The following is a 15175-nucleotide window of genomic DNA, read 5'->3' as shown; positions in this document are numbered from 1 at the left end:
GCAACTGATTAGCTGAATTTAATGCACCATATACAGGCATCCACAAAACAATATCTTAATGATATAAAAGGATAAACTTATCAAGGTCATTAAGATTAAAAAAAATAAATAAACCGTGATTAAATATCACGGTTTATTTAATATAAAACATTCAATAACAGCATAATTCAAAGTTTATCAAGGATAATATCTTTTAATTCAAAGCCCATGAACTATGAGCAAAAGCATCGAATGTTCTTCCACCTGTCTCTCTGTTAGGACTCGGTGGCTTTCTAGTAAAGAAATATACAAGATATGCGATGAGACCAAAAATCGCTGTCTCCAACCCCATTAAACCCGCAACTTTTTGGACATTTTTCTCAGCCCCTTGTCCTCCAAACTGGCTAATAATCATATCAACAGCTTTAATAACTCTATTTTCCTGTGTCATTACAGAAATAAAACCAGCATTTTGAAATCTGCCATTTAAAGAATCAGCATTGGCTCTTAAAATCTGTGAAAAGAAAATCGCTACTGCAACAAAACATACTATACAATGCTTGAATATTTTCATCATAACCACCTAATTACAATATTTAGTAAAATAAATTTTCTTTACCGCCCCCTCTAAATAGAAAACATTCCGTTATCTATCGATAAAGTATATTTATCTTCTAATAATAAAAATATAATACAAAATTTAATTAATAATTTTATTTTATTGTTATTTTTGTGTTATATTAAACTTATAATATATCCGCTACATGTTTATTTAATAATTGTCAATTATTTTATTTGTAATTTACATTATGTATGTTTAATGATAAAAATATATTAAAATAAAATTATTTTATTGTTTTTATTATAAATTTAGCTTTATTGTTATAAATATTATTATGATTTTATAATATAAAAAATATCAATATGTTGTTTTTTTGTTACACATAATATTTTTATTTTTTGTATAATATAGTAAAATAAATATTTTTATAAAATAATTTTTCCTTAGTATAGATTGAGAAAAAATATTTGCCCCAGCTACAATTAGCGTAAGAACCAGCTTAACTCTTTGATTAAAAAAGCTAAATTAGGTAAGATAAGGGATAACTTTGGTGAATGCGCCAAATCTAATGCCATATGCTATTACACATTTCAACAATTTCACAGCCATGCGTTTCTACAAGAACGTGGAATAATTTTAATAAAGTTCATTGTCTTCCAGAATTATAACTTTCTAACATTAATATAATTCCACGACTTTAAGATAAAATAGAGAAATAAAAATGAATACACCTTCTTTCTAACTAAGATAAAATGATTAAAAATATAAATCATAAAAAATTTAAATAACGTTGATATGGATAGATTATTTGCTAGCAAACAATCTTCTCTATTAAATCAGAGTGTTCACTATTGTGATATTTTAATCTCAATCACTACAACACTTCAATAACAGACTAAAATATAGATTCACTATAAGCTTAAAATAAAAATTTTGGAATTGATCATACATACAATGAATGAACCGTAAAATACAAAAGTAATCATAACACTAGAAAATGAAAAAGCTTATCACTCTTGTTCACTATCCCTTCCTCTCTCATTTTTTCTGTGTTATTTTTAAAGTCTTGTAAAAGATATGAATTACATGCAAAAAAATTTAGCCCTTTGTAATCTCTACGCCATCAATCACATTAGTTTTATTAATGATAAGCAATAACATCTGTATAGCTCTAAGCTTAGAGAGTAACACCAGATTAAAGTATAATTTTTATTTATTGTAAAAGAGGATGTAAAACTCCATTTTACTCTTATCATTGTTAAGAAAAATTGAAAAATGAGCTTATTAATATTTAAAAAATAGAAAATATTTTTTTACAAAATAATATCTTATTTAATTACTTTTTAAAATAACCTATTTAAAATAATATAAATATATTATGTTTATATTGTATGTGTTTAAATTGTATATTTTTAATTAAATAATAATATTTATAATAATACTAAAATATTACATAATAATTATCTTTCTATTAAATAGAATAAGAAATTCACAAGAAAATAAAGTATAATTCTCTTTGTTTACAAGAACAACAAAGAAATATATTTAATTATGTTATTGAACTCAGTTGTGTTGCCATCGTTTTTGCCTGCTTGGATTGGTGAATCCTTTTATTTCCAAGCAATTATTAACTGAATTTTGACTGCTCAGCATGCTGAAAAATCTCTATGTGATTGTTGTCTTGATAATTGCTATCATGTTGTTTGGCGAAGCTCTTAGCTTTCTATCGGGCAACTTAAAAGCTTTATTCTGTCAATTTTCTTATTGTTTAAGCAAAAACTCATCCACGTAATAATATATTGAATGTACCAACAAAATCCGCACGAATAACCACATTTTGCACATATAAAAATTACCCATCTTTGACAGTTTTTTAGCACTATAAACGCAACAAAAGTAAATTTTGCTCGGAGGAGAAAGCACTACTAATATTGTACACCATCTTACAATTGGCTTGTGTCATCAAGCAGCCATCCAAACTCAAACTAAAACTGATCTAAAACCAAGAAATTTAACTCTATGATTTCTGTTGTAAATTCTTTGCTCATAGCTATAGAAATACGACCGATTTTATGCATGAATATGTCTAATAAAAATCCTCATGTGTAAATTTTACATACCCTATACCGCCAGGATAAATAACGATATTTTACAGTACGATAGAATTTTCACTCAATTTTTTATTTTTATAATCATGATGACTTTTATATTATCCCCCTAATCCATTAAATTTACGCATTGTTTTCTTATAACTTATGAAAGTCATGACCATGGAAAGAAAAGCGCTCAACAGAAGATATCCAATATTCCATTCGTCTTTACCAAGCAACAATGACACAGGCAAGGAAGCAGAAAAAGCCATGGGAAGCATAAACAAAAGCCATTTTACAATGCTTAAAGGATAAATTCCTATTGGCACAAATGAAAGCTCGTAAATCATTTCATGAAAATATTCGACAGGCATCTTACGGCTAATAATAAATGTTATAAAATTGAACATCATGAAAAAACAAATATTGACGATAAAAACACAAAATATTGCAACAATAAAAGAGATCCATCTTAGCTTAAGATCAGAAATATTCGGTAATGATACAAATAAATAGGCACTAACATAAAGGACAAAGAGCTTGATCAAATTAAGAGGTTTACACCAACCAAACAACATCAACAACCAGATTGAAACGGGCTTTATCAAGTATGGTTCAATTTTACCATCCGCTACTTTTTCAAAAAACGTTTCAATAGAATTAGTAAAAATATTCAAAAATATTCCAAGTAAAACAAAGACAACAAAGATAAAATGGATTTCATCTCTGCTATAGTTACCGATCTTTCCTGAAAAAGAAGATATTCTATCAATAAATATGAATTGAATAAAATAATAGCATAGAGAAAGCATAAACTCCCCAGCCAAATTCTTACCATAAACAATCTGTCGGCGGATATTCAGACTGATAAAATGAAGGATGATTTTCATCTCAACAACCTGCTCCATTATATGCTTTCATCCCTTTATTCCAAGCAATATAAATTAAGAATAAAAAACACAAAATATAAGTAAAACTTCCGAAAATAAACTGCTGAAACAACGCTAAATTTTGCGTCGCGAAAAACTCGGCAGGAGCTGATATCATGAAACGATAAGGATTAAATTGCATAAGCGGAATAAGCCACACCGGCCAAAAAGATGGTGGTAAAAGAACACCCCCAAGAAGCGCTGAACTGAGAATACTGAAAGAAAGTAATATATTGTACTCAATCACCCAAAAGCTTAATAAGGCAATTCCAAAAGAGATTAAAAAACAAAGCAATTGTGATAGAATAACAACCAAAAAAAAGAACAGAAAAGCGATGACCAATCCCAGAATATTTTCATAAGATAAAACAAGCTTAACAACAAAAAGAGCCAATAAGGGAATGCTATATAATACACTCTCCCCTAAAAAAGTAAAAAGCATTTGTGTCATATAACTAAAGGGCTTTGTAAGATATACTTCTAATTGACCTTCTTTAACATGATGAGAGAAAAACTTAATCACATTATAACCATTATTTAAGCGACCTAGGACTAAAGCAAAAGCATAATAATACATCATATCATAAAAGCTAAAGCCATTTATGGTGTTGCCCGTATCAGAGAAAAGTGCATTCCATAATAGAAGTTGAATAACAAATGGCGAAAGTGTCCCAATGATAATATCGGTAAAAAACATTGCTCTATCACTTAGAACAGTCAGTAATCCATTCTTGGCAAAAAGAAACATACCAAAGCAGTGGTTAGATAAATTCTTTAAATTTAACACGGAGCATCTCTTCAAGAGAGGGAGTGGATACAGAGAACGTACAGTTCAATTTGGTTGTAATTTCGCGTACAAAACGCGCAAAATCCTCACGGGGCAACGAAACCTCCAGCGAGCATTCTTCAGCGTTAAAGTACTTATCTTTTAAAGGAGTAGATAATTTCAACGCAATCTCATCAATTTTTTCTACAACAGCTGAAGGTGCCGCCAAGTGTTCACAAAAAAGTGTCATTCTCACCAAAGAAGGAATGACATTTTTAAGCGCATGAAGATTACCATGAAACTGTTTCTTTCCTTTATGCAAGAGAATAATATCATCGACGTATCCATCAATATCTCCCATATCATGACTTGTGATGATATACCCAGTGCCACGCTCCCTTTTCAGTTTTTTAAGAAGCTCCCTGATTTCATGCTTAGATGTAAGATCAAGACCAATACTTGGCTCATCGAGAAACAACAGTTTAGGTCTAAAGGAGAGATTAAATGCCAATTCACTTTTCACTCTCTCACCCAGACTAAGTATCCGCACTGGCTTATCCATAATATGCTCAAGACCCAGTAACTCAGCGATCTCTTTAAGATCACGGGTAAAAGAGGCGCGTTCAAGACCATATAATGGTTGAACCATATCCAGACTGTAGCGTAAGGGCAAATCCCACCATAAACAATTCTTATGACCAAAGACTTGAACAGATTTTTCTTCGCTTTATAAGGATCAACACCAAGGACTTTAACACATCCCTCATCAGCGTATTGTATACCAGAAAGTATTTTAATCAGTGTCGATTTACCCGCTCCGTTAGGGCCAAGAATTGCTAACGATTGCCCTGAAAAGAGGGTGAAACTCATATCTTTTAACACATAATGATTTGTATAATCCGGCTTGAAGAGAGAAAACACCTTGTTTTTAAAACCAATTTCTCTGTCAATGTTGCGATATATTTTTGAGACGTTATTAACGTCAATCAATAATGATCCCATCAGTCACTCCTAATTTCAACTTATCCCCCCTTTGAATGTTCCCATAATAAATATCTGTTTTTGTTCACTAGAAAAAACAAAAGTGTTCAAGCCCTCCCTAGAGCAATAAAACGCACCTGACGTTTTATCTCCAATTTTTTGTCTAGATATTTTTTCAATGTGATGAGTTCACTTCAATGAAGCATTAAGATACTAAAAACTTATTTCTTCTTTTATGAAAGATAATCTTTTGGATAAACTAAGTAAGTAGAAAAATAATTGGTCATTGAAAGGAGAGCTTTGCTAAGAAGGCTTCATTGTGTAAGCAAAGATACAAAGCATAAATCTATACTATAAGCATATCAAACCACATTGATAACAAAACAAAAATCCTTGACAACAGGAATTTTTTGAGAGGCTACTTTCCCTCAGCATTACTATAAAATGCCTCCATTATTCCCCATGAAAAAACTAAAATTGCTTTCACTATTTTAGTAAATATCTTTCAGATTTTATCTAACTCATCTCCCTCAACAGACACGCCTCCCCAATATATGACCTCTGTAGATAATTCAAAGGAGCAGCTTCATAAACTCAGATTATTAAACGATACATCATATCCAAAAATAACAATACAATCAATTATGGATAAAGATCTGTAGAAAGAAAGCCATGATATTCGAAAATTTCATCACTCAAAAACACAATTTTCTCATAGCAATTGACTTATCAAAAACTTTCTTCAAATGATGCCCTATTCATCTTATCAAATTTATAGACAAAATTTGTATCAATCAAAAAGAACAAATGAAGTTTGTTTAGTTGGTTTCAGCATCACTCTCATTAAAAGATAAAAGATTAAAACTTTGGACCATATGAGGTGGTAAAGGTGCAACAATGTCCAATATTCCTCCTGAAGGATGAGGAATACGAATACGACGTGCATGAAGATGAAGACGATTTTGAATTCCTCCTGGTAATGTCCAATTACTATCAGAAAAAAAATACTTTGTATCGCCAATGATAGGATGATCCATATGGGCAGCATGCACACGAAGCTGATGTGTTCTCCCTGTATAGGGTTCCATTTCAAGCCACGAAAGAGCCCGCCCTCGCGTATCTAAAACGCGATAGTAGGAAACCGCATGATGTGAATCTGGCTCCCCATGTTCACAAACACGCATTTTGTCACCTTGTGCAGTCATTTCCTTAACCATCCACGTTGAAATTTTGTCCTGCTTTTTTTTAGGCACACCCCGAACCAACGCCCAATAAGTCTTTTTTGTTTCTCGCGCTCTAAAAGCAGCAGTTAAGGACTGAGCAGCTCCCCTTGATCGCGCAACAATAAGCACACCCGACGTCTCACGATCAAGACGATGAACCAAACGCGGCTTTTCACCTTTTTTATTGCGCCATACCTCAAGCATACTATCCATATGACGTGTTAAACCAGAGCCTCCTTGTACAGCCAACCCAGCTGGTTTATTAAAAACAAATACCTTTGGATCTTCATAAAGCAGCATTTTTTTCAAAACGGTCCCATCATCCTGCCCACGAAGTGTTTTATCCGTTATTGAAAGATTTTCCTTGTCATTAATAGGGAGAGGTGGAATACGAACAGCTTGCCCTATACAAAGACGCGTATCGGCTTTAACACGTCCACTATCAACCCGTATCTGACCAGAACGCAACAATTTTTGCAAAGCTCCAAAACCAAGTCCTGGATAATGCACTTTAAACCAGCGATCTAAGCGCATTCCATTTTCATCTGCCTCAACTTTTTTTATTTCTATGCCTGCCATGAAAATTCCCTTACCTGCTAATTTTATTGATCTATTTTTGCGCCTTTATAAACACAAAAATTCATATTTTAGTTGGTTTTATCACACCATATTACAGTTAGTATCCAAAATTTCCTTTTCTTAACGTCCAAATTTTATTAGCTAAAAACTAAGCGTTGTAAAAATCAACAGCCTTTACGCTTAATAGCGAATGGAGATAATTAACCGTGTCCTTATTCAAAACCTATGCACGTGTTCTCACTTACCTAAATAGAGAAAAAAATGCATCCCTTTTAATCTGTACCGCTAATGTTATATTAGCTATTATCACTATTGCAGAACCTATTTTATTTGGACAAGTTATTGATTCTATTACAGACAAAACAGCTATCATCCCTACTCTTGCCATTTGGGTTTGTTTTGGACTTTCACATATTATTGCTTATGTCCTTGTTGCTCGCGGTGCTGACCGCTTAGCCCATAGACGCCGCTTAACGGTTTTAACGGAATCTTTCGAACGTATCATTGCCATGCCTTTAATTTGGCATCAACAACGTGGAACTTCCAACGCACTCCATACACTTTTGCGCGCAATAGATTCCATGTCAACCATATGGCTTGATTTTATGCGCCAACATCTCTCAACGCTTGTCGCCTTATTGGTTCTCATCCCCATAGCGTTTAATATGAATTGGCGTCTTTCAATAGTCTTGGTTGTGCTTGCCATCATTTATGTATTAATTGCACGTTTAGTGATGCGAAAAACAAAAGACGGACAAGCCGCTGTAGAATGCTATCATCATAACCTTTTTAAGCATGTCAGTGATTCAATCTCTAATGTTTCCATTGTACAAAGTTATAACCGAATAAAAGAAGAAACTTCCATACTGCATCAACATACAAATGCTCTTCTTAAAGCACAAAATCCTGTTCTCAATTGGTGGGCGCTCGCCAGTGGCTTAAATCGAATGGCTTCAACAATTTCAATCGTTTGTGTTCTTCTCCTTGGAGCTTTTTTTGTTGCAAAAGATCAATTACGAGTAGGTGAAGTCGTTGCTTTTGTTGGATTTGCACAACTCATGATTAGCCGCCTAGACCAAATGAGCAGTTTTATTAATTGTGCAATATCCTCACAAGCAAAACTGCAAGAATTTTTTGAAATGGAAGACTCAACCTTTCATATCAACGAACCGCAAAATCTTCCTTCCCTCCAAAATGTTAAAGGCGCCATACAATTTCATCACGTGACCTATCAATTCCAAAATTCTTCTCAAGGTGTTTTTGATATTTCCTTTGAAGTTAAAGCAGGACAAACTGTTGCGATTGTAGGACCAACAGGGGCTGGAAAAACAACATTGATCAATCTGTTGCAGCGCGTATACGACCCTACCCTTGGGCATATCTCCATTGATGGAATAAATATATGCTCAATCAATCGCGAATCTTTACGCAAATCTCTAGCAACAGTATTTCAAGACTCGGGTCTTTTCAACCGTACTATTCATGACAATATTTCAATAGGAAAAGCGAGCGCAACGAATGAAGAACTTTATGAAGCAGCAAAAATAGCAGAAGCTCACGATTTTATTCTAAAAAAAGCTGATTGTTATAACACAATAGTGGGCGAACGAGGATCTCAATTATCAGGTGGAGAAAAACAACGACTAGCAATTGCACGCGCTGTTTTAAAAAATGCCCCTATTCTCATTCTAGATGAAGCAACAAGCGCTCTTGATGTTGAAACAGAAGCACGAGTCAAAGATGCTCTCGATTGTATAAGCCATAACCGTACTACTTTTATTATAGCACATCGCCTCTCAACAGTACGCAATGCTGATGTGATACTCTTTCTGGATCATGGTCACTTAATGGAAAAAGGAAACTTTCAAGAATTAATCGATAGAGGGGGACGTTTCTCTAAATTTTTAAAGGCAAGTGGTTTAACAATCAAACCACCAAAAAGAGAAGGAGAAAATGTTATCCCCTTACATGAAGCCATAGCATCATAAAATTGACACTCTTTTCAAGCAAAAAAATCCTCCTCAGAATAACAAGAGTGCTTATATATGATACAAGTAAAAAGATTTCTAAAAATACCACAATCCATTTTAGGTATTTAAGAAAAATATTAAAACAGTCTAGTATTTTCTCTGCTATTGCAATTTTACTAGATTGGGACAGAAATATTTCCCTATATCTGTGAATATTGACGAGTATACATTCTCATTTAGGGAAAATGTAAAGGTAAAAACAATTTCCAGTTTTACCGTCTTCTTTTTACTCAGCTTTACGAATTTCAAAACGAACTAAAGAAATATCTTTTAAATAATGAATATTATGTATTGCGTTGCACTTTGTTTATCACTTTCTTTATAGTCCTCTCATAAAGAACAGAACATCATTGTTTTGCACATTCATATGACTTTTTTTAAGAAACATTTCTCAATGCTCTTAAGCCCATTTCACAACGACATTCGTGAGTGGTTTTGATTAATTTAACATACACAGAATTTGAAATAATAAAATCCTACGAATATTCGTAGCTCTTATTCAAAAGATAAAACGATAAATTATCATTATAACTCAATGTATTAAAGCAATTTTATCATAAATAAATTAGATGTTAATCTAAATCTTTAGATTTATGTGATATTCCTTTGATTCATATTGATAATTCATTACTTTATAATATGAAATAAAGATTTATAAAGATAGGAGAATATTCCTTTCAAGACCTTTTAATAATAAACCAAAAAACTGTTTTTTTGTACATAACAAGCAAAATGAAAACAATAGCTCTAAGATATAACAACGCTTTTATAAGCCTTTTCAAGGAAAGAGATTTTATTCATTTGAAAACTAATCGAATAATGATAGCTTATAACTTTATAAGGATAATCGTATGCAATAAATCTTGTATTTTTCCTTTCATAAAAAGAGATGTTTCTTCAAAAAATCTATAAGAGCAACACAATAACTAGTCTCCCTAGTAAAAGAATACACAGCAAAGCATGAAGTGCTGCATAGTCTATCTTATCTTAAAAAGGTGATTCCTGAAACGCTTGGAAGCTATAAAGCCAAATGATAAAGTGGTGATAAAGACAAACACTGTCTTTATCTTTACAATTGTATTTTCCCCAATTACGCTGTATCTGCATTTCAGAAATACACCAGACAGATATTCATGATACATAGATGCCAACCAAATATAACAATGTAAAAAACACCTATGCAGAATGATTTAATTTAATTTTTTTCAAGAAAATCTTTTAGTGCCGCAAATGCCTCATCAGCTTTGTTCCCCTCAGGACCACCAGCCTGTGCCATATCAGAACGGCCACCTCCACCTTTACCACCAAGCATCGCTGAAAGAATACGAACGAGATCTACAGCATTTAACTTATCCGTTAAATCATCCGTAACGCCGACAACAGCACTCCCTTTTCCATCCTCCGAGACACTAATAAAAGCAACCACTCCAGATCCAATTTGTTTTTTCTCAGAATCGACGAGCGCCTTAAGATCCCGTGGTAAAATATTTTTAACAATGCGTCCAGTAAAAGAAAGCCCATTGATGATGGTAATATCACCTTGGCTCCTTTCTGTTACTCCACCACTCAACATCATTTTCTTGCGTACATCATTCAATTCTTTTTCAAGTTTACGACGATCATCAAGCAAAATTCGCACCCGTTCTTCCACGCCAACAGAAGAAATTTTTAAAAGATCAGCAATTTCATGAATACGTTCATCTTGGCGGCTAAGATAAAGACGTGCTTCTTTGCCTGTTAAAGCTTCAATACGCCGCACTCCAGCTGAAACAGAACTTTCAGAAACAATATGAATTAAACCAATATCACCTGTTCGCTCCACATGTGTCCCTCCACAAAGCTCAATTGACCAACGCTTTTTTAATCTTTCCTGTTCAAGTGGCTCCCCCATAGAAACAACGCGAACTTCATCACCATATTTTTCACCAAACAATGCCATGGCTCCTTCAGAAATGGCCTCATCTACAGCCATGAGGCGCGTTATTACTTTACTATTTTGCAAAATAATCTCATTGGCTAAATCTTCTATTTTTTTCAACTCTTTTGGTGAAACGGATTTTGGATGGGAAAAATCAAAACGCAACCGATCTGGCGATACAAGAGAACCCTTTTGTGTAACATGGTCCCCCAATGTTTGGCGTAAAGCTTCGTGTAACAAATGAGTAGCAGAGTGATTCGCACGAATTTTCTTACGACGAACAATATCAACCGTTAATTCTACACAATCAGACCTCGATGCCTGACCAGATTTCACCTCCCCAATATGGATAAAAACACCATCACCCTTTCTTTGGGTATCATGCACCTTAAAAATAAAATTTTCACCAGAAATGATACCGCTATCACCAATTTGCCCACCAGATTCACCATAAAAAGGTGTCTGATTAACAACAAGCATAGCTTTCTGATCTGAAGAAATATGATCAACAATTTTACCATCACATACAAGAGCTGTAAGAATACCTTTCGCTGTCTCAGTTTCATAACCTAAAAACTCTGTGGCCCCCACTTGATCACGAACAGAAAACCAGATTTTCTCTGTTCCAGCTTCTCCAGAACCAGACCAATTGGCACGTGCCTCCTCTTTTTGGCGTTCCATCGCTTTATCAAAAGCACCAACATCAACAGATATTCCGCGACGACGAAGAACATCTTGCGTCAAATCAAGCGGAAAACCATAGGTATCATAGAGCTTGAAAGCAACTTCACCATTCAAATAGTCCCCTTCTTTAAGATCGGTACTTGCTTCGTTCAACAAACCAAGTCCTCGTTCAAGCGTTTTACGAAAACGTATTTCTTCTAACCTTAAAGTTTCTGAAATCAAAGATTCAGCACGTGTCAACTCAGGATAAGCTTGTCCCATTTCGCGAATTAAAGCAGGTAAAAGTCGCCACATTAAGGGCTCTTTAGCACCAAGAAGATGCGCATGACGCATAGCACGACGCATAATACGACGTAAAACATATCCTCTTCCTTCATTAGAAGGAAGCACACCATCAGCAATCAAAAATGCAGATGAGCGAAGATGATCAGCAATGACACGATGGCTGGCAATAAAATCACCCTTTGCCTCAATCCCTGTAATTTCTTCTGACGCGTCAATTAATGCACGAAAAAGATCAATGTCATAATTATCATGAACACCCTGTAAAACAGCTGCAATACGCTCTAACCCCATACCGGTATCAATAGAAGGGTGAGGTAAGTTAACACGTTCTTCCTTGGAAACTTGCTCATACTGCATAAAAACAAGATTCCAAATCTCAATAAAGCGATCCCCATCTTCATTAGCACTTCCAGGAGGACCGCCCCAGATTTCATCACCATGATCATAAAAAATCTCCGAACAAGGCCCACAAGGGCCTGTTTCTCCCATCGACCAAAAATTATCAGCCGTCGCAATACGGACAATTTTTTCATCTGGAAGACCAGAAATTTTACGCCACAGTTCAGCAGCAACATCATCACTCTGATAAACTGTCACCAACAATTTATCTTTTGGCAGGCAAAATTCCTTTGTTAAAAGATTCCATGATAAAAAAATAGCTTCTTCCTTGAAATAATCACCGAAAGAAAAATTACCCAGCATTTCAAAAAATGTATGATGGCGCGCCGTATAACCAACATTATCAAGATCATTATGCTTTCCACCCGCACGAACACATTTTTGTGCCGTTGTTGCCTGCGTATAAGAAGGTTGTTCAAGTCCAGTAAAAACATTTTTAAACTGCACCATCCCTGCATTTGTAAACATAAGTGTAGGATCATTCCGCGGAACAAGCGGACTAGAAGAAAGAACTTTATGCCCATTACGATGAAAATAATCCAAAAATATTGACCGAATATTATTAACACTATTCATGTTGACACCTGCTCAATACAGCACAAAACCATAAAAGAAAAATCCCCCTCATTAAATCCTCTTCGCCACGCATGGAGTCAATTTAATCAAAAATGGAATATTTGTTTTAAAAAATTGAGAAACAACGACTGCGTATTTAAAAACTCAAACAAAAAAACAGAAAAATCTTAAAGGAAAAAAATTATAAACGAAAAAAACGCCCCATCAAATGGCTTCATCACTTTCTATATTTTCTGACCCTGCATTTTCTAACAATTCAATCGCAATCAAACCAGCATTTTGGCGCAAAGCTGCTTCAATCTCTGTAGCTATTTCCACATGTTCACGTAAAAACTGCTTTGCATTCTCACGCCCCTGCCCTAAACGCTGAGAATTATAAGAAAACCATGCACCAGATTTTTCCACAACACCAACCTTGACACCCAAATCAATCAATTCACCTACTTTGGAAATACCTTCACCATAAATAATATCAAACTCAACCTGTTTGAATGGAGGTGCCAATTTATTTTTCACCACTTTAACGCGCGTCTGATTACCAACGATTGAATCCCTATCTTTAATGGATCCAATGCGACGAATATCTAAACGAACAGAAGCATAAAACTTTAAAGCGTTTCCACCCGTTGTCGTTTCAGGAGAACCAAACATCACACCAATTTTCATGCGAATTTGATTAATAAAAACAACCATACAGTTAGAGCGAAAAATTGCTGCGGTTAATTTTCGTAACGCTTTACTCATTAACCGAGCTTGCAATCCGGGCAAAGCATCACCCATTTCACCGTCAATTTCTGCTCGCGGTGTTAAAGCTGCGACAGAATCCACAACAAGCACATCAACGGCACCAGAACGAACCAACGTTTCTGTAATTTCCAATGCCTGTTCACCGGTATCTGGCTGAGAAATGAACAAGTTTTCTAAATCAACACCAAGCTTACGCGCATAAATAGGATCAAGCGCATGCTCTGCATCAATAAAAGCACAAATCCCACCACCTTTCTGTGCCTCAGCAATAGCATGGAGAGCCAATGTTGTTTTCCCAGAACTTTCTGGTCCATAAATCTCAACAATACGCCCCTTCGGTAATCCACCAATCCCTAAAGCAATATCCAAGGACAACGACCCTGTTGGAATTGTTTCAATTTCAACAACCTGCTCTTTTTGCCCAAGACGCATAATCGAGCCTTTACCAAAAGAACGTTCAATTTGTGAGAGAGCAGCATCGAGAGCTTTTGTTTTATCCACGATTATATCCTTGACCGAATCCATAATAACCTAAAACTTTAGTGTACACTGTACTTTTAATTTAACTAAAGGCTTGAGTTTAGATTTTCACAGACTATTTCCATTCCTATCTCCACATTATGTCCATAAACATTCATGACCATCACAATAAAGAATTGGCATTGCTTATCTTATGACACATAATAAACTTCAATAAAGTAATATCTCTATGGGAGCATAGTTAACATATTTATATCTCTCTAGAAAAGGAACAATTTAATTTTAAACACAATGTTCTACAACCCTTCTGCTTATCCCTTTGATTAAATACTTGAGAGACTAAGAATTCTCCCACTATTGATCACACAAAAAACGCATCATCAATCAACCTCATACCCTATTGCATCGAAGAACAAAACGCTATTGTGTTGCATATTCATGCACTTGATTTAAGAAACATCTCTCAAAACTTCCAAGCTCATTTTGTGACAACACCTATGAATGTGGTATACTGCAAAACCCTTTAGGCACCACCATCTTTACTCTATAGAAGGAGCAAGCCGGCACCATCACACTATTTATCATCCCCCAATGTTGCGACAACTCTCGGCACTTGAGACGATTCATAAGAGGGATTTTTAGTCCTTTCTTGTACAGTTTTTATCACACGCTAATCCTGCTTGTAACATGCAAGCGAATAACTTGATTGCTTCAACAAATAACAGACTTGGGATGAGAGAAATTTACGGTATTTGAAACTTTCATTCAACTTACGAAACAGTCAATTATCATTATAAGTCAATATATTATTTAATAAAAACCAAAAAAAATAAAGCAGCTTAAAAGTTGAATGACATATTTAAATTTGAAAAAATATGCAATTTTGGAGATATCAAAAAAAAATCTCTACAAGCAATGCAATAAATGTTTAAAATATAAGCTAAATT

At 34.5% G+C, this 15175-nt stretch carries 8 protein-coding genes and 1 pseudogene; 1 reads left to right on the top strand and 8 read right to left on the bottom strand.

From position 1 onward, the window contains the following. Positions 1-193: 193 nt before the first annotated feature. From ACFINO_RS02345 to ACFINO_RS02320, 6 genes and pseudogenes are all read right to left on the bottom strand, one after another. Positions 194-553 carry a hypothetical protein gene (locus ACFINO_RS02345; RefSeq protein WP_375613153.1) on the bottom strand — a complete coding sequence of 120 codons (360 nt, stop codon included), beginning with the start codon at positions 551-553 and terminating at the stop codon, positions 194-196. A 2197-nt stretch (positions 554-2750) separates the two neighbouring features. After that, positions 2751-3539, bottom strand: a complete 789-nt coding sequence (locus ACFINO_RS02340) for an ABC-2 family transporter protein (RefSeq protein ID WP_375633785.1) — start codon at positions 3537-3539, stop codon at positions 2751-2753. Further along, positions 3523-4347 carry an ABC-2 family transporter protein gene (locus ACFINO_RS02335; RefSeq protein ID WP_375633786.1) on the bottom strand — a complete coding sequence of 275 codons (825 nt, stop codon included), beginning with the start codon at positions 4345-4347 and terminating at the stop codon, positions 3523-3525. Before ACFINO_RS02335 ends, ACFINO_RS02340 begins: the two co-directional genes overlap by 17 nt. Beyond that, positions 4322-4975: an ATP-binding cassette domain-containing protein gene (locus tag ACFINO_RS02330; RefSeq protein ID WP_375633787.1), complete on the bottom strand. Its 654-nt coding sequence runs from the start codon at positions 4973-4975 to the stop codon at positions 4322-4324. The genes ACFINO_RS02335 and ACFINO_RS02330 overlap by 26 nt, the downstream gene beginning before the upstream one ends. Before the next feature lie 134 nt (positions 4976-5109). Next, a pseudogene (locus ACFINO_RS02325) lies at positions 5110-5196 on the bottom strand (ATP-binding cassette domain-containing protein); the annotation flags it as partial. A 929-nt stretch (positions 5197-6125) separates the two neighbouring features. Further along, entirely contained in the window at positions 6126-7109 is a 984-nt protein-coding gene (locus tag ACFINO_RS02320) for an RluA family pseudouridine synthase (RefSeq protein WP_375633788.1), read from the bottom strand. A 206-nt stretch (positions 7110-7315) separates the two neighbouring features. Between ACFINO_RS02320 and ACFINO_RS02315 the strand changes: the two genes are divergently transcribed. Beyond that, positions 7316-9097 carry a glucan ABC transporter ATP-binding protein/ permease gene (locus ACFINO_RS02315; RefSeq protein WP_375633789.1) on the top strand — a complete coding sequence of 594 codons (1782 nt, stop codon included), beginning with the start codon at positions 7316-7318 and terminating at the stop codon, positions 9095-9097. Positions 9098-10334: 1237 nt separating this feature from the next. On the opposite strand, the gene alaS is transcribed toward ACFINO_RS02315, so the two are convergent. Beyond that, entirely contained in the window at positions 10335-13001 is a 2667-nt protein-coding gene (alaS, locus tag ACFINO_RS02310; RefSeq protein ID WP_375654987.1) for an alanine--tRNA ligase, read from the bottom strand. 204 nt (positions 13002-13205) lie between these two features. Continuing rightward, positions 13206-14249 (bottom strand): recombinase RecA, encoded by a 1044-nt coding sequence (gene recA, locus ACFINO_RS02305; RefSeq protein WP_273791424.1) that lies wholly within the window; start codon positions 14247-14249, stop codon positions 13206-13208. Between the last annotated feature and the right edge of the window lie 926 nt (positions 14250-15175).

It is taken from the genome of Bartonella sp. AA83SXKL (assembly GCF_042196965.1).
In the GTDB taxonomy this organism is placed as follows: Bacteria; Pseudomonadota; Alphaproteobacteria; order Rhizobiales; family Rhizobiaceae; genus Bartonella.
Note: the sequence above shows the minus strand (reverse complement) of the source record. Positions and strands in the feature narration are given on the sequence as shown.